The following is a 16,414-nucleotide window of genomic DNA, read 5'->3' on the forward strand; positions in this document are numbered from 1 at the left end:
GATTTAAGATTGAAAAGCGTTATTCAAAACTGTTTCTGTAGATGTCAAAACAGTATTCTTCAAAGCAGAGCCAGCATACAAAGGTGTAATGGGGCAGACGGTGGCGGTTTTTGACAGATTCCCCAAGGGAATCTTCAATTTCGTATCGGATATTTTCCAAATCATCCAAATGCTGGATATAGAATTTCCTGCAGTCCGAGTTGTAGACAAACTCTGAAATCATCCCGCAGATGCATCCATTTTTCTGCAGGTCTTCCAAAAAAGATTTTAACTGCTCTTTTTTTGTTCCGTCATAAGATTCCATATTGGAGAGGACTATTTTTTTGAACTGGGCGGATACGGGATATTCTATGTAGACTGATTTTTCAAAGGCTTTCATGGCGTATAAATTTTGATGTGAAACCGTATAGATTCCAATTAGAAAGGCAGGTCGTCAGGGGTGTCTTGATCCATGTTTTTCTTTTGGACTGCGGGAACTTCAGTAGTGTTTTCTGTTTTCGGGAAAACCAGTATTTTAATATTACTGGTGTGAAAGGTCAGCGAACCGAGCGCTTTGCCCTCGGCATTATTGTAAACATTCATACCTATACGTCCGAAGAGTTCAACCACGGTTCCTTTTTTAAGCCACTGCGCCATTTTGGAACCCATCCAATAGGAGCAGTCGATGTAGGTTACAATCTTTTTAAGCTCGCCTGAGCCTTTTGGTCTGTAGCTGTCGTTTATGGCAATGGAGAAATTTACCACCTCCCTGTCATTTGAAACTTTTACCATTACGGCATCTTTTGTGATTCGTCCTGAGATTTCCATGATGTAAAATTTTAAGTGAATATTTTTTCTGTTTTTTCTCAAGCCCGCATAAAATTTTTCAAAGAAAAAACGGGAAAAAAGAAAGCACAAAATCAAGCGCCCGATCAAGGATCCGGAGTGCTATAAGTCCCGAAGGGCGGCAAGGCCGTTATGCGCATGCAGGAGCCTGCGGGTGCTATTTTCGCGGCTCTTTTAATCCGTTTTCATTGAAAATTTCCTTATAGTTTTTACAGCAGGCTGAACCCCTATTTCAGATGCCTGTTTTGGGATCGGCATTGAAATATTTTGTAATTTCAGGTGACAAAAAAGCAATGCAATGGAAAAGCGATATGATCTGGACCGATTTTTAGAAGCGCAGCGGGAAACGTACGGCAATGCTCTGGAAGAGATCAGGCAGGGCAGCAAACAGACCCACTGGATGTGGTTTATTTTTCCCCAGCTAAGAGGACTGGGATTCACGGATTATAATATCTTTTACGGCATTGAAAACCTAAAGGAAGCCTCACTGTATCTCAATCACCCGATACTGGGAAAACGTCTGGTGGAAATTACCCAGCCAATGCTTGAGATCGAGAATAAAACGGCACTGGAAATTCTGGGCAGGCCAGATGAAAGGAAACTTAAATCCTGCATGACCCTGTTCGGACTTCTGCCTGAAACGCCTGAATGTTTCAGGCAGGTGCTTGTGAAATATTACAATGGAGAGCAGGACGAAAAGACACTGCAGCTTATAAAAGAATCCGGTAGCTAAAAAAACATTTCTTTTTTCTCTGTCTCAAGAAAACATCTAAGGATTAAAAGTTATTTTTCTTTTTTGAGAACCAGTGATGAAAGCGCAGGATTTTTGATTATCCTTTCCATTTCACTGTGGATTATTTCCTGAATTTCAATTTTTATCTGCAGATAATTTTTGTGGATGATAGCATTATCAATTGTCCGTATGATCGGAATTTCTTGGTAATTATCTGTTTCTTTTTTAATTTTTTCGTGGTCGTTGATGATCTCGCAGTGAAAGGTTTTAAGCTCAATTCTGCAGTCCGGGTTATCAGCTGTCATGCCCACGAATTCCCCCGAACTCAGCGAAGAAATCTTCGAAGGCGGCACTGCGGATTCCAGCTGTCGGGAACGGCTTATGGAGGTGTCGCTGCTGTTTATAGAGAGGCTTTCGCGGTCCTGCATTATTTTTCCGAAACGCTCTGAGAGCTGTTTGGCCGTATCCCCACTGACCTGTCCGCAGATGATATTTCCGACTATATTAATGATCACATCAGCCTGCTCGCGGCCGTAGTCTTTACGAAGCTGGCTGAAGTCCTGAATACCCAGACAGGTGCTCACTCTGTTGCTTCTTGCCGTTGCAATCAGACTGTCAATATTATTGAGATAGACAGTGGGGAACTCGTCAAAAATGAGACTGCTTTTAAGCTTTCCCTTCTGGTTTACCTGTTTGATAAGACGGCTGACAAAAAGGGAAAGGACTGCCCCGTATGTCTGTATTTTCTGCGGATTGTTCCCCATTGAAACAATTTTTGGATCAGATGGATTATTAATGTCAAGGGTAAAATCACTGCCTGACAGCACATAGTAAAGCTGGGGTGAGGAGAGTTTTGCCAGTGAGATTTTAGCAGAAGCGATCTGCCCCTCCAGCTGGTCTACAGCCTCGTTCAGGAACGCACTGACAAAGGGATTGATAAGCACTTCGATCTCTTTTTCAGTTCTCAAAAGCGTGAAAAGGCTCTCGTAATCTGCCTGGATCATTTCAATAACGTGGGGCAGGGTGCAGAACTCGCCATCGTTGTATTTTCGAAGGTACCAGATGACAGCTGTCAGGAAATTTATAGGGGATTCCACAAAGAAATCTCCCTGTTTTTTAATCCACTCCCGGTTGAGTCCCATAAGGATTGTGCGGGCAGATTCAGCGGCATCGGTAATGTCTGTCATTGCCGCAGGATCAAGAGGATTGCACCGGTGCGTTCTGGAGAGGTCGTCAAAATTTATGATGTAAAATTTGGGCTCCACGGCATAAAGATGACGATATTTCAGCCAGGCATTATAGGCGATAACGGTGAGGTCGTCGAACTTAAAATCATAGATGAACATGGAAAATCCTTTGGCAATATGCTGGGTGATTATATGGCGGATTACAAAGTATGATTTTCCCGAACCCGGCGTGCCTGGAACCAGAATACCTCGGAAGGGATTTATAATGTTAATCCAGCTGCTGCGCACTTTGTCTTTGAGGTGATAGCGTGCGGGAAGGTTAACGGAATATTCGTTTTCAATCAGCCTTTCCTCTTGTGGGAAAGTTTCATTTTCCTTATTGAATATATCTGCTGAACCCAGCTTTCTGCGGATAATTCGGGAGAGTAGGGTGCCACCGGAAAGCGTCATTAAATAACCCAAAGAACACAGTGAGATATATAGTACGGAGCAGACCTCAGCATTCGCAAATATTACAAAAGCCAGATAGGAACCAAAGTAAAACATCAGCCCCAATGAGATATAATAAAAAGCAGTTCTAAAATGGAGCTTTTCATCTTTTCTTCCTCTGGCCCCCATGAGGGAAATAACCAAGAGTCCAAGTGCAAAAAGCTTTGATTTATGGAAGCTGTCCAAAAGCCCCGTACGATAAATATTCTCCAGTATCCTGCAGGTAAAATCCGGCGCAAGATTCCAATGCCTGAAGGAATTAAAGCAGTAATAATAAAAATGGATGAGCAGCACTGCGATGCTCATCAGTCTTGTCATATCTAAAATTTTTCTAAGCGCCTGTTCATTTTCTCCCGTCTGCATGCTGTTGATTTTTATGTGTTAATTATTATCGGACTGTCCTTTTCTCCTTCTTTTTTTTCGCTTGTTTTTAAGCTCTCTGGGAAGGTAATCTGACGGCGTTCCGGCGTAAAGCACTTCATCAATTATCCGCTGCACTTCCCCTGCGGAAATAAAAGAGCCGTGCTTCTTAGCGGTACCATCAGGAACTGTATACTGCTTCTCATAATGAGAGGAATGGCCCAGACGCTGCAGGAGACCTTTGGCTGCATATCCAGGTCCCAGACTGCTTCCGTTGAAAACGCATCTGGTGTTATGATCTATGTACGTCATGCCGTATATTAGCCCCTGTTCATTTTTTCTGACAACTGCCGTAATGCCCTGGTTAGCCAGCCGCGTTTCAAGCTGCGAGAGCGTAATGTTTGGGTATTTCAAAAGGAGCAGGTCCACCGCATTTCGTGTTCTTTTCATGTTTATCATGCGAGAAGTTTTGGAGTCGGCAAAATTAATTTCAAGCCGGGAAAGGGTTGGCTTGGAATAAAAACTACTGGCTTTTATAGGAACTCCGACAGTCTTTTTGTTCTCATCCAGAATCTGGTAGACCAGCCCTTTATTCTGAAACATTTTTGAATTTTCCTTTCCCCTTTCCGCCTTCACGTTATAGAGGTTCAATACTGCGTTCAGCTCACCCAGCGTTGTGTATTTGTAGTGCGGAATAACTGCATTGAGTACACTTCCGATGGCTGTCTTGGAATGTATTGCCCCATATTTTATTTTTTCCGCATCGATTTCATTAATAAGTGCCGGACTCTGTTTTCTTCTCGAGTCCGCCCGAACCAGATTAAAAGAAATCTCCAATTCTTTGCGAGCAGTTTCAGACTGGTTTCTTCCAATATTGTGCATGTTAATTCTGGATCCGTCTGCCCGCACATTTATGGATGCGATATGAAGGTGGGGATGTCCCGCATCGTGGTGCTGGTAGACCAGATAAGGCTGTGCGCCGAATCCAATTTTCTCCATATAACAACAGGCAATCTGCATGAGTTTCTCTTTGGATAAATCCTTGTCCGAACGGTCAAAATTCAGTGAGATGTGCACAGCGCAGCGCTTGACATTTTCATTGAGCTGGAGCTGTTTTAGAAATACGCCGAGCTTAAAAGATTCTGACATTTTTTCAATATCGATGGGATAATTTCCCTCGCCGATGCACACAGCTGCACCCTGGGAAACTTTATTCTCATTGTACATGAAGATGCCTCTAATCGAGTGTCCTGTGTTTATGACTGCAACCATTTTTGGGCGAGATTTTCAATTTGTTTTTTTATTTCTTCAACCAGCGAAAAATATTTTTTTCTGTCAGATTCAAAAGACAGAATCCAGACTCTTAAATCGGAAATTTCAAAAAGGGTATGGAGTTTTTTAACGCTCTGATTGAAATTATTTCCCATGAAATTCAGCTGTGTTCTGAGCTGGATAAGCTCCTGCAGCAGCTTATCCAGCGACTCGTTTCTATATCTCATTACAATGGGTTTTCTCAGCAGATTTCTGCGCACGAAGTCACTGCGTTTACGGCAGGCTGATGCTTTGAAATTCTTATCAATAAAATCAAATTCTTCTTTGGTCAGCCGGATGTGCAGCCATCTGTTTCTGCCGCTTTTTTTTTCTTCCATGATCTTTTCATTTTCTGTTTCAATTTCATTCAACCTTAAATTTTTACTGCCAGCGAGTTCCGAGCAGAGGGGCAGCAAGATTTTTGGTTGTGATACAACCAGACATCTTGCTGACTGCAGAAAACCGCAGTCCGAAAGCTTCTAAAAGTCTTTTTTCAGCTGTAGCAATCAGCTAAGAAGAAGCTGTCATCCCTATTAAAAATTAAAGGAAATCCATTCAGAATCTGCTTTAAAAATCTAAAATGCACCAATTGAACAGGTTCTACGGATTTACATGAGAGCTAAATTAGAAAAGGCCTCCAAGCCCTGCAATCCTCCCCAAATTTTGAGTAGGGTAAATAGGGATGATACTTTATAATTTTACGGTAAGTGAAATATTAATTTAAAATGATGAAGTATGATTACAGTAAATGATGCGGCCAAGGTTTTTGATACGGTGCTGAGTATCCCTGGCATGAATGAGCCGGTGAAAATGGATTTGAAAATTTCACGAAAAAATGTGCTGCTTTTAAGCCATTTGATACAGGACGGGCTGAAGATAAGAGAAGGATCTTCGGTACTATTGGAGAGCATAAGTGAGCAGGGAAGGACAGAACTGGAGAGTCTCTCTCAAGAGTGCCTGCAAAAAGCAGGGCTTATAGAGCTGCATGAAAAACTTGCCGGAATCAGTGCCTCGATAAAAGGCTGATTTCAAAAACAATTACAATGATTTAATGCCTGCGCTATTCTTACAAAGTGCAGGCATTTATTTTTTATGCCATCTCAAATGTAAAACTGCCTGATTTTCAAAGTTTTTGGCTTGATTTTTAAAGTCTTTATGCGAAATTTCGTATTTACATTTGTGTAAGATAATCATCTAATAATATATGATTTAAAAATGAGATAAACTTAAAATCTTAAGATTATGAATTCACGTCGATCGATAAAAAATCTTGTAATACAGTTAGTTTCTTATTTATATGTTTTATTGTTTGTATATGCTGCAATAAGTAAACTGCTTGATTTTGAGAACTTTCATGTGCAGTTGTCACAATCTCCTCTATTAAGTGCTTTTTCATCATGGATAGCTGTGTTAGTTCCAATTGCAGAACTTCTTACTGCTATATTGTTAATTACGTCAAGATTTAGATTGTGGGGACTTTATTTTTCTCTTATACTGATGGAAATGTTTACGGTTTATATATTTATTATTCTTCACTTTAGTTCTTTTATTCCTTGTTCGTGTGGTGGTGTGTTAGAAAAGATGAGCTGGAATGTGCACCTGCTTTTCAATTTAACATTTATTATTCTAGCGGTTTTAACAATTTTATTAAGTTCCAATGGCGGCGAAAGAAAGTATACTTTTAAAAGTTACCTAAAACCTGTAAGACTAATCTGCTTTTGCTTAGTTTTTAGTGTAGTTAGCGTCACATTGCTTTTTCTTTCCTCAGAAAATATTATGCATTATAACAACCCATTTATCAGAAGATATCCTGTGCATGCAGCAGAGTTTATTTACGAGATTGATTTGAAATTCAATTCATATTATTTTGCCGGTTCCGATGAGAAAAAAGTTTATCTCGGTAATTACACCAATCCTTCACAGGTTTTATTAATTGATAATAAAAACAAACAGATTAAAAGGGTTAGAATATCATTTTCTCCAAACAAAATACCATTTAAAAATATTTCCATAGCAGTCCGTGATTCCTCGTTTTATTTATTCGATGGGAGTGTCCCAAAATACTTTCAGGGAAGTCTGAAAAATTGGAAAATTAATAATGATTTTGATGGATTTCCTTATTTTACAAAAGCATTGCCTCTAGACGATTTTAGCGCAGTATTCCGATCTAATAATGCAAAGAACGCAGCAAACGTACTTGGAATTTACAACACATCGGATACGTCTGGCAGGATTAAATATAAAAGAGATTTATTAGAGCGGCAGACAGATGGAATTTTTGATACAGATGGGATGTTATTATACAGCCCAAAGCTAAAAAAAATCGTGTATCTCTATTACTACCGGAACGAATTTATAATTGCTGATAAACTTGGAAATTTATCTTATAGAGGGCATACTATAGATACAATAAAGAATGTCAAGATAAAAACTGCATCTTTAAATAATGATAAAGAGAGAACTATTTCTTCGCCTGTTTATATTGTAAATGCACATTCTGCTGTTTATCAAAATCTACTTTTTGTAAATTCAAAGATAAAAGGAAAAAATGAAATCGATAAGCTTTGGGAACGTTCCTCTATAATTGATTTGTATGATATTAAAACTAACAAATATCTCCTGAGCTTTCCAGTTTATCATATAGGAAAAAAAAGACTGCGTTCTTTAACTATAACTGAAGAAAATTTATATGCTTTGATTGATAAAACTCTTGTTGTATATAAGTTTAGTGATATCATTAAAAAGGAAATCTCATCACATTAAATATTTTATAAAAACATTAAGATATACCGGCCGGTGTCAGGATTAAGATCGAAAACCTGTAGAAAAAAGTAGATCACACTATAATTTAAAAATTAAAATCATGAAAACTTTAAGTTTAAAAAATCTGCTGCCAGCAGGAGTTATAGCTCTGGCAGTCTGTGGTGCATTTGCAACCACTTCGATGCAGAGCGCTTCGAAAAAAACAACTACCCTGACACAGGGGTATAATGCCTTGTCAAACAACAAATGTGGTAATGTGTCAGTAGATTGCGACGACGCTATAAGTGAAAATTTTTGCCACATTTCAGGTGACTCTGGACCATTGGCCTATGAGAAAACTACAAACAATAATTGTGTAACGCCTTTATATCGTTATGACAATTGAATCCATTATTAAAATGACAATGCAGTTCATAATTTGAACTGCATTGTTTTTTTATTTTGTACCCTTTTCAATCCACATAGCGGATTGGTCATTTTTTAAGAAGTAACGAAACCAATCCATTGTACGTTCTGTAACATCTTTTTGATTTAAAGAATTTATCAATAGATGATTCTCATCTGGATACTGCAGCATGATACATTTTTTACCAAGTCGGCGCAGCGCTAAATAAAATTCAAAACTTTGGGATGGATTTACTTGCGAATCAATTTTACCTGTCCATAATAATGTGGGCGTATTTACATTTTTTACGTGGGCAATAGGTGAGTTTGACCAATAGGATTCTGGTGCTTCATAAGGTGTTGCCAACATTGTCCACTGTTCAATTCCAAATCTCCACATATCAGGTTTTCCAGATCTACTGTTTATAGTGTGATAGTAACTGTTCAGATCCGTAATCGCACCACTAGCGATTGCAGCAGAAAACAGCTGAGTTTGAGTAATAATGAAAGAAGATTCAAAACCTCCGTAAGAATGTCCCATCAGACCAATTTTCGAGGAATCAACTATTCCTGTTTCCACTACCTTGTTTACTGCTGAAATTACACAGGACAATGCAGAAACCCCTGGATTTTTAGCTTCCAATAATAAATCAGGTTTCAAGACAAAGTAGTTTTCGGAGGTAAAAAGAGTTGTGTTAAAACCGTTTACATTATTATAAGTTGGGTTTTCAAATTTATGCAATTGATTAGACTGCCTGTCATAGATTTTGACAATCATGGGGTATTTTTTTTTGGAGTCGTACTGCGCAGGATAATAAAGAACTGCCTTCAAGAAATTTCCATCGCTGTTGTAATTAATTAATTGTGACTTGCCCCAAAAGAAATTTTCCTGTTGAGGATTACTCTTAAAAATTGTTATCGGTTCTTTGCTTCTTTCCTTCAGAATCAGTTTTGGGGATATATCAAATTTCTGCTCTCTGAAATAAAAATTCTTTTTTTCTGTACCATAATTTAGCTGATCAATAAAACTGTCCTTATAAACTATTGGTTCTAATGAACCGTCAGGACTCCATATAAAATATCCTGTTTTTCCATCTTCTCCTTCGGCTTGAAGAATCAGTTCTTTTTGGACATCAATTTCCCGGCTTATTAGACCGTCATAAATATAATTATCAATATTTTTATTAGGCATATCAGCAATGCGGAATCTGATTTTTTCTTCTTTTCCACGGGTTAACCTTCTCGCTTCGTTACCTGAAGTTGAAACTACCCAGATATCATATTTATCATAGAATACAAGCTCATTATCGTCAACAGTCCATCCAGGACTGCCACATATTGATTCTATTTGAAGATCATGTAGCTTTGCTGTGAATTTTACTCCAAGAGATGCGGTCAAATTGATGTGTTTTTTTTCTTCAAAATTGTAAACCCACCAATTATTTTCGCTAAAGTAAGCAAAGCTTTTTCCTTTTGGCGAAGCAATCAGGTTTTTATGATCGTAGGACTGTCTTTGTAATAAAAGACTCTTTTGAAAAGTACTGAGATCTAAAAGATAATAGTCTCTAGGGCCGTTGAAATCAAATTGCGGTTCATACTGCTTTGGATTAGAAATTATGGCATATTTATAATTACCGCTTAGTATTACTTTTGGAAATTCATTTGAGGTAACTGCTGAAAAATAATTTGTTTTAGGAATCCACATTACTGTTTTAGGACCATTTTCAAAGTTGCCAAAGTTTTTTTCCTGTAAATAAGTCCATTTGTCATTTCCATTCCATATTTCCACATCTGATTGATGGCTTTTAGAAATAATCTCTTCTTGATTTTTAATTGAAAAAAATACTTTTTCAGCATCATCAGAGATAAAAATTCCATTTAGATTTTCATAAATAATGTCTGTATTTTTTGGAAAGACTACAGCAGAAGCACTGTCGAGTTTATACAATTTATCCTCTTTGGACAAATAATATATTAAAGCATTAATCTTCATATTTCTATCCTGTTGATAGAAAGCCAATGCATTGCCGTTTTTATTCCATGTGAACCCCATGAAATTCCCTTTTTTGTTTAATGCAATAAGCTTAGGTCCTTCTTTTGATTTAAGGTTAATTTGGAAAACAAAAGATGTTTTGTTATTGTTGCTGAAATATGCAAGATGATTGCCAGAAGGACTGAGACTAAAATCAGTTACGTCTTTAATTTCTCTTATTGTGCTGTTTTTAAAAGAGCGTATTGCAAGTTTCTTATTTGCTTCTTTGTCAGCAAGAAGAAAAATTAGCTGCTCTGTTTGCTGATTGTAAGAATAGCGATCAACGTCGGAAAGATTTTCTCTGAAAGCTGTTTTTAAGTCTACAATAGTAATACCTTTATCTATCTTACAGATAAATTTATTTCCGGCAAAAAAGCCGTTTCTGCCTTTAGGAAAACTATAAGACTTATGCGAAAAATGATTACGGATAAATAAAGTGTCACCTCCTTTTTCGTATTCCATTTTATAGCAAACCCATTTCTCATCAGGGGAGACTTTATCTATAATTATTTTTCCCCAACCATAATAATCTGATGAAACCAATTGCTTTTTTTGCACCACCTGTCCCCATAAGGGACAGGCTACTAATGGCAAAATAAAAAATAAAACTAAAAAAAAACTTTTCTGTATTAATCTTTGGCTGTAATTTCCGATTGACACGTGCATATGTATAAGTTGCATAATAAAATATTTAGTATCCAGTATTTTGAGGTCTTAAGTTTGGGTTAGCGGTCAGTTCATTTTGTGGCAGCGGAAATAAAGCATCGCTGCTGTTCCAGCCAGGCTTAATTCCGTTTAGTGAAGAATCTAATTTACCTGACCGCTTAAGATCGAAAAAGCGATGTCCATATTCTGTAAAGAGTTCCCATCGACGCTCTAAATGAATTGCGTCTAAAATTTCCTGATGTGTCACAGCAGCGACATTGTTTAGTCCTGCACGATTTCTAATTTTGTTTAGATCTTCTTTTGCCCCAATTAAGTCGCCTTGGTAGGCTCTGGCTTCTGCCCTGATAAGATATTGTTCAGCAAGTCTTAGTACTATTGCATATTCTTTAGATGTCGCAGTAAAATCTTTTTCTTTATACTTATAAGAATGAAAATAGGTTTGGCTTCCTTTTGTAACGGATTTAATCCAGTTTGTTTTTCGTAGATCAGCAGCGTTAAATGAAGCTATCAGCTGACTATCCAATGACACAGACGGCGGTGGCACTGAAGTAAAAATAAAAAAAGCTCCATCTGCTGTGTTTTGTCCTGTTAATTCAGATTGTAACTGCCAAATAGTCTCGGAGGAAGAAATTAAAAATACATTTGAAATATTTTCTAATTTATACTCGCTGCTCTGATTTAAAACTGCAGATGCGCTATTTGAAGCTTCGGGATAAGCTTTTAGATAGAGATAGACTCTTGAAAGCAATGCCTGCGCAGCGCTCACACTCGGCTGTAAACGACCAGGATTGTCATCTTTACTGCTTAAAAGTACGGAAGCGTCCTGTAGATCAGTAACAACTAAACGATATACTTGGTCTACTGAAGTTTTAGAAATAATGCTATTTTGTTTGTAATCTGTCTGTGTAGCATATGGAATATCTCCGAATATATTTGTGAGATAAAAATGAAGTAAAGCACGAATAAATAATGCTTCTCCTTCGAGTTGGTCTTTTTGCTGAGCAGTTAGATTTTTACTAGACTTGGTACCCTGAATGACAAGGTTAGCGGCATAAATTTGATTGTAGGCAGCATTCCAATATCCAGTAACATATGTATTGGTAGGTAAGAGAGAGTTGCGATAAAAATTATAGCTTGCTTTTGAAGGATTGTCCACACAGGTGATCTCATCGGCATAATTTCCGAGCTGATTTGAAATTCCAAGCTGGCCACCTGTTAAAATACCTTTTTCTCTAATACTTGTATAAATATTAGTTAAGGCTGCTTCTGCGGTATTATAATCCTCAAATACACTTTCTGTGGTCAATTGTGATTTTGGCAGATCAACCTCAACAAATGACTGGCATGATGATACTAAACCAATAATTAATAAGTAAAATATCTTTGGAAGTACGATATATGTTGTTTTCATCTTTGATAGTTTAGAATGTTAATTGAATTCCGGTATTAATTACCGTTAATGGCGGCAGATAACCGTAAGAAATAAATTCAGGATCTCCGTCCTTATATTTTGTAAAAGTCAACAGGTTTTGGCCCTGCAGCATAATTTTACATTTAAGCCCTTTTAGACTTAATGGGAGATCATAGGTGAGGGATAAATTTTTTAATCTAACAAAAGATGCGTCTGTAATAGCACCTGTACTTTGTGAGTAGAGGGAATCTGCATTTAGAGCATCGTTATTATATCCAGTGGTATATATCTGATAGGGTGAATTATCTCCCGTCTGTGTCCAGCTGTCAGTAAGCCTGTCTATCTGATTTAGCATCTGACCGGCACCGCTTACAGGATAAGATCTGTTTTTCTGTTTTGAAAACTGGAACAGGAAATCCAGAGTTAAATTTTTATAGCTGATTTGATTTTGTATACCCCCATAATATTTTGGATTTAAATCTACTACGGCTTGTCTATCATCGGGAAAAGTGACTCTGCCATCATTATTTAGATCTTCAAATTCATAAATTCCAGTCTGCGGATTGACTCCTTTAAAATTGTAAAGCAGATTAATATTTAGCGGTTGGCCTATACGATACTGCTGACTGTAGGTTGACGTTTGCAGACCAGGAAAATCTACCAACTTATTTCGGGCAAATGTCAAATTGAGATTTGTAGACCAGCTAAAGTTTTTTCCTCTAAGATTTACTGTTCGAAAGGTTAATTCAAGTCCAGTGTTTTCTACTACAGCATCTAAATTAGACTGCAATGAAGTAAAGCCAGTTGTTGCTGGGAGCGGAATACCTACTAGTTGATTTGAAGAACGGTTTTTATAAATGGCTCCTGTAACATATATTCTATCATGTAAGAAACCTAGTTCAAGAGCAAGTTCAAATTTTTTATTAGTTTCCCATCCAAAATCTTTATTAAAGAGGCGTGAGGGCTGAACTCCTGTTACTCCATTGTATACTTTACCTGAAGTTGTATAAGTGTCAAGATACATATAATCGCCAATTTGATCACTACCAGTTACTCCATAGCTCGATCTTATTTTTCCATAACTCAACCATCGATTATTTTCCAGAAAAGTTTCCTTAGAGAAAATCCACGCAATACCGGCAGCTCCAAAATTTGCAAATTGATTTCCAGGTCCAAATCTGCTTGAACCATCGCGACGGCCTGTGAGATTAACAATATATCTCTGTTTATAATTGTAATTAAATCGACCAAAGAATGCTTGATATTTATATACTGTCTCATCATCGGTATATATTCTAATGTTTTTTGCGGCAGCAATATTATAGATCAAACTATTAGAGGTAAATCCAATTCCTGATAGATTAATTCTCTCTGTTTTCTGGCTTTGAAAAGTCATTCCAGTCAAAATATCTATTTTGCCAGCTCCAAGATTTTTTGACCAGTTTATCTGCGGTTCGATAATCCATGAGCTTCGTTTGGTATTGTTTAAAAATAGCGATGAATCATCGCTTGTTGCTTCATAGGCAGGATCTGCCATAGTTGAAGGTATAACTCTCGTCTCTTTAGTATCCAAACTTGTACAACCAAAACTGCTCTTTACTGTAAAATCTTTCCAGATTTCATATGATATCAAGGTATTTGCCAGAAGATCATTAGTCTTTGACTTGTATTTGCTTTCAAGATTTCTAAGGGGATTATCCCATGTAGAATTCTCCCAGTTTAGCTGCCCATCTGCAGTGTATAGCGCAGGCGCATTTGGTGCCAAATATCTAGCTTCATTAGTAAAGTCAAAAGAAGGCTGGTTGTTGTCCTGGACATTATATGATCCTGAAAAATGTATCTTAAATTTATTATCGTCTGAATTATGATTGAGGTTAATATGGCCGCCGCCTCTTTTGTATAAGAAATCACCCGGAAAAACGGTTGTTTCCCTGTGAAAATTTCCGCTTATAAGGAATTGCGTATTTTCAGAACCTCCGTTAACTGTTCCTTGAAAATCCGATGTTTGGGATGTGCGTCCAAGAAGTTCTTTTTGCCAGTCGGTGTACCGGTTTTGATCCCATGTCCCGTTAACATCATAATCATAAGGACCATACTCGGTTAGTCCGTCATTTATGAATGCCTGTTTTCTCATTTTAAGGTATTGCTCTGTATTCATCAGTTTTGGAAGTTTTGTAACTGTTCCAAAACCAGTAGATGTCTGCAAATTGAAGGATGTTTTTCCTTTTTTTCCTGTTTTGGTTGTGATCAGCACAACACCGTTAGCTCCTCTAGAACCGTATATTGATGTTGCATCAGCATCTTTGAGGACTTCAATACTTTCAATATTATCTGGATTAATATTGTTAAGTGGATTAACACCGGAAGGAAAAGCGGTAGCCGTGAGACTTGAACTAATGACATCTGACGAATAGGGAACGCCATCTATTATGTACAGCGGCGAATTTCCATCGGTCCGAATACTGTTCTGTCCCCTGATTTTGATATCAAAACTGCCCCCGGGAATACCTGTTCGTTGAATAATATTTACACCAGCCATACGTCCCTGCATCGTGGCGAGTACATTAGTAACAGGCTGATTTTCTATATCCTTAGAGGTAATTCGGGCAATACTCCCCGTACGGTCACTTTCTTTTACGGAATAATAACCAGCATTTACCCGAACCTCCTGTAGGGTAGTAGTATCGTATTCCAGCTTAATGTCAATTTTAGCTCTCTCATTTACTGGAATAAATTTAGTTTTGAATCCAATAAAAGATACTATCAAAGTATCTATAGGAGAAGCTAGCAGAGAATAGTGGCCATTGTAATCAGTGATTACGGTTGTATTCTTTCTGCTTTTAAGCGTGATCGTGACTCCTGGAAGAGGAGAAGAACCATCACTTATAATACCCTGGACCTCATGTTGCTGGTAGGGTAGCATTTTATCATTTCGAAAATTTCTGGAATAAATGGTGGAAAAAGACAACAGAATGCCAGCAAAAAACAGGCAATAAAGTGCTCTTCCATCCTTAGAAAATGAAAAATAATTCATAATATTGGGATTGGTTAGTTAAATGGATATTTGATTAGCTAAGGTCCTCTGCTCTAGTTTGGTCGCTGCAGCTGAGGGCCATTTTTTATGTATTAAGTACACAGCTTAATAGGCATAAGGGAGATTTTTAATACACAGGCAATGATTATTTTAAAAGGTTCGACTAATTAGATGCGAATTTTAAAAAAAATAAGAGGTATTACGCTGAGAATAAGTAAGTGAGTTTTTTGCATAAAAAAGCGCGGAACTCAGCTTATCGTTTTCAAGGCACTGGCGGCACCCTACCACAAATAAGTGAGCCCACGCCATAAGACGTGAGCATCTAACTTATCCTCTCGTGGTTAATAAAACGCCAGTTTTTGAAAACGAGAATCAAAGCGAATGCTTCAAATATTTTTACATGAAGAATCGCAAAATTATTTAATTATATGCTAAATGCAAATAATATTAAATGTTAATTCAAATAATAAACAAATATAACAATTTTTTTTTATTTGTTATAAGATCTTATAACATTTTTTAATGGAATTATCACGCCTTTTGTTTAAATGCTTAAAAAAGATGGAAAAACATAAGGAGGAAAAATTAAAAAAATTTGGCTTGCATGTTAAAAAGCTTAGAACTGAATTAGATTTAAGTCAAGACACTGTTGCCTTAAATAGTGATAAGCTTATCAAAGCTACAATAAGTGACATAGAAAATGGGAAAAGAAATTTATCATTTACAACACTTTTGGATTTAGCAAAAGGATTAGGAAAGCATCCTAAAGAATTACTAGATTTTGATCTTGAAAAATAAAAACTAAGATCTCTACGATTTTAAATTATACTATTTTCCAGTATTTGATTATGGAATGGTATGAATATTTTACTTATTAAAATTACAGTTGGTTTATACGCAAGAGGAACAGTATACGAATTCATGAGAAATTATCATCAAATGATATTTGGTAGAGTAGGAGATTAAATAAAAAAGATGCGTAAGCATCTTTTTTATTTAATAGAAATGTAATAACACTCTATTTATTTGTGTATCAGAATTTACTTTTTACTTTTATTTTTTCTTAATTAATTTTTTTTTAATTTGCTCATACACTTCTTTCACAAATATAAACTAGAAGCCTATTTAGTTTTAAAAAAAAGCAATTTTATCAATAATTTCTGGGGAGAATAAGCATTAGAATTATCTATATTTACCAATTCTAACATTAAAACACAAA

General features: G+C 36.9%; 13 protein-coding genes. 5 read left to right on the forward strand and 8 right to left on the reverse strand.

All coding sequences use genetic code 11. From position 1 onward, the window contains the following. Window positions 1-19 precede the first annotated feature (19 nt). Together BHE19_RS17670 and BHE19_RS17675 are read right to left on the reverse strand one after the other, a co-directional pair. On the reverse strand, window positions 20-379 hold the full coding sequence (locus tag BHE19_RS17670; protein WP_070908213.1) for a DUF7222 domain-containing protein: 360 nt from the start codon (window positions 377-379) through the stop codon (window positions 20-22). Window positions 380-417: 38 nt separating this feature from the next. Next, a complete protein-coding gene (locus BHE19_RS17675; protein ID WP_035627454.1) occupies window positions 418-807 on the reverse strand; it encodes a single-stranded DNA-binding protein in 390 nt (129 codons plus the stop codon). Between the two features lie 316 nt (window positions 808-1,123). Here BHE19_RS17675 and BHE19_RS17680 point away from each other — a divergent pair, with 316 nt between their 5' ends. Then, entirely contained in the window at window positions 1,124-1,558 is a 435-nt protein-coding gene (locus BHE19_RS17680) for a DUF1810 domain-containing protein (RefSeq protein WP_035627452.1), read from the forward strand. A gap of 50 nt (window positions 1,559-1,608) precedes the next feature. Here the strand turns inward: BHE19_RS17680 and mobC are convergent, their stop codons facing one another. Genes mobC through BHE19_RS17695 form a run of 3 tightly spaced genes read right to left on the reverse strand, consistent with a single transcriptional unit; the run spans window position 1,609 to window position 5,243 of the window. Next, window positions 1,609-3,597 (reverse strand): conjugal transfer protein MobC, encoded by a 1,989-nt coding sequence (gene mobC / locus BHE19_RS17685; protein WP_035627448.1) that lies wholly within the window; start codon window positions 3,595-3,597, stop codon window positions 1,609-1,611. Between the two features lie 18 nt (window positions 3,598-3,615). Next, on the reverse strand, window positions 3,616-4,866 hold the full coding sequence (locus BHE19_RS17690) for a relaxase/mobilization nuclease domain-containing protein (protein ID WP_070908214.1): 1,251 nt from the start codon (window positions 4,864-4,866) through the stop codon (window positions 3,616-3,618). Further along, complete coding sequence (locus BHE19_RS17695) at window positions 4,851-5,243, reverse strand: plasmid mobilization protein (protein ID WP_070908394.1); 393 nt, start codon at window positions 5,241-5,243, stop codon at window positions 4,851-4,853. Before BHE19_RS17695 ends, BHE19_RS17690 begins: the two co-directional genes overlap by 16 nt. A gap of 397 nt (window positions 5,244-5,640) precedes the next feature. Here BHE19_RS17695 and BHE19_RS17700 point away from each other — a divergent pair, with 397 nt between their 5' ends. From BHE19_RS17700 to BHE19_RS17710, 3 genes are all read left to right on the forward strand, one after another. Then, window positions 5,641-5,931 (forward strand): hypothetical protein, encoded by a 291-nt coding sequence (locus tag BHE19_RS17700; protein WP_035627442.1) that lies wholly within the window; start codon window positions 5,641-5,643, stop codon window positions 5,929-5,931. 216 nt (window positions 5,932-6,147) lie between these two features. Further along, entirely contained in the window at window positions 6,148-7,668 is a 1,521-nt protein-coding gene (locus BHE19_RS17705; protein ID WP_070908215.1) for a MauE/DoxX family redox-associated membrane protein, read from the forward strand. A gap of 100 nt (window positions 7,669-7,768) precedes the next feature. Continuing rightward, complete coding sequence (locus BHE19_RS17710; protein ID WP_035627438.1) at window positions 7,769-8,053, forward strand: DUF6520 family protein; 285 nt, start codon at window positions 7,769-7,771, stop codon at window positions 8,051-8,053. A gap of 51 nt (window positions 8,054-8,104) precedes the next feature. Here the strand turns inward: BHE19_RS17710 and BHE19_RS17715 are convergent, their stop codons facing one another. The 3 genes from BHE19_RS17715 to BHE19_RS17725 are packed head-to-tail and all read right to left on the reverse strand — an operon-like array spanning window position 8,105 to window position 15,084. Continuing rightward, entirely contained in the window at window positions 8,105-10,765 is a 2,661-nt protein-coding gene (locus tag BHE19_RS17715; RefSeq protein WP_081912539.1) for a S9 family peptidase, read from the reverse strand. Between the two features lie 10 nt (window positions 10,766-10,775). After that, a complete protein-coding gene (locus tag BHE19_RS17720) occupies window positions 10,776-12,161 on the reverse strand; it encodes a RagB/SusD family nutrient uptake outer membrane protein (RefSeq protein ID WP_035627433.1) in 1,386 nt (461 codons plus the stop codon). Window positions 12,162-12,171: 10 nt separating this feature from the next. Next, window positions 12,172-15,084, reverse strand: coding sequence for a SusC/RagA family TonB-linked outer membrane protein (locus BHE19_RS17725; RefSeq protein WP_316930751.1), 2,913 nt, complete (start codon window positions 15,082-15,084; stop codon window positions 12,172-12,174). 672 nt (window positions 15,085-15,756) lie between these two features. Between BHE19_RS17725 and BHE19_RS17730 the strand changes: the two genes are divergently transcribed. Then, on the forward strand, window positions 15,757-15,993 hold the full coding sequence (locus tag BHE19_RS17730) for a helix-turn-helix domain-containing protein (RefSeq protein WP_035627429.1): 237 nt from the start codon (window positions 15,757-15,759) through the stop codon (window positions 15,991-15,993). The last annotated feature ends 421 nt before the right edge of the window (window positions 15,994-16,414 follow it).

Source organism: Flavobacterium tructae (genome assembly GCF_001853485.1).
Classification (GTDB): domain Bacteria; phylum Bacteroidota; class Bacteroidia; order Flavobacteriales; family Flavobacteriaceae; genus Flavobacterium; species Flavobacterium tructae.

Coding starts and splice junctions, on each gene's coding strand:
- BHE19_RS17670 (WP_070908213.1), bottom strand. CDS start 379: ATGAAAGCCTTTGAAAAATCAGTCTACATAGAATATCCCGTATCCGCC.
- BHE19_RS17675 (WP_035627454.1), bottom strand. CDS start 807: ATGGAAATCTCAGGACGAATCACAAAAGATGCCGTAATGGTAAAAGTT.
- BHE19_RS17680 (WP_035627452.1), top strand. CDS start 1,124: ATGGAAAAGCGATATGATCTGGACCGATTTTTAGAAGCGCAGCGGGAA.
- mobC (WP_035627448.1), bottom strand. CDS start 3,597: ATGCAGACGGGAGAAAATGAACAGGCGCTTAGAAAAATTTTAGATATG.
- BHE19_RS17690 (WP_070908214.1), bottom strand. CDS start 4,866: ATGGTTGCAGTCATAAACACAGGACACTCGATTAGAGGCATCTTCATG.
- BHE19_RS17695 (WP_070908394.1), bottom strand. CDS start 5,243: ATGGAAGAAAAAAAAAGCGGCAGAAACAGATGGCTGCACATCCGGCTG.
- BHE19_RS17700 (WP_035627442.1), top strand. CDS start 5,641: ATGATTACAGTAAATGATGCGGCCAAGGTTTTTGATACGGTGCTGAGT.
- BHE19_RS17705 (WP_070908215.1), top strand. CDS start 6,148: ATGAATTCACGTCGATCGATAAAAAATCTTGTAATACAGTTAGTTTCT.
- BHE19_RS17710 (WP_035627438.1), top strand. CDS start 7,769: ATGAAAACTTTAAGTTTAAAAAATCTGCTGCCAGCAGGAGTTATAGCT.
- BHE19_RS17715 (WP_081912539.1), bottom strand. CDS start 10,765: ATGCAACTTATACATATGCACGTGTCAATCGGAAATTACAGCCAAAGA.
- BHE19_RS17720 (WP_035627433.1), bottom strand. CDS start 12,161: ATGAAAACAACATATATCGTACTTCCAAAGATATTTTACTTATTAATT.
- BHE19_RS17725 (WP_316930751.1), bottom strand. CDS start 15,084: ATGCTACCCTACCAGCAACATGAGGTCCAGGGTATTATAAGTGATGGT.
- BHE19_RS17730 (WP_035627429.1), top strand. CDS start 15,757: ATGGAAAAACATAAGGAGGAAAAATTAAAAAAATTTGGCTTGCATGTT.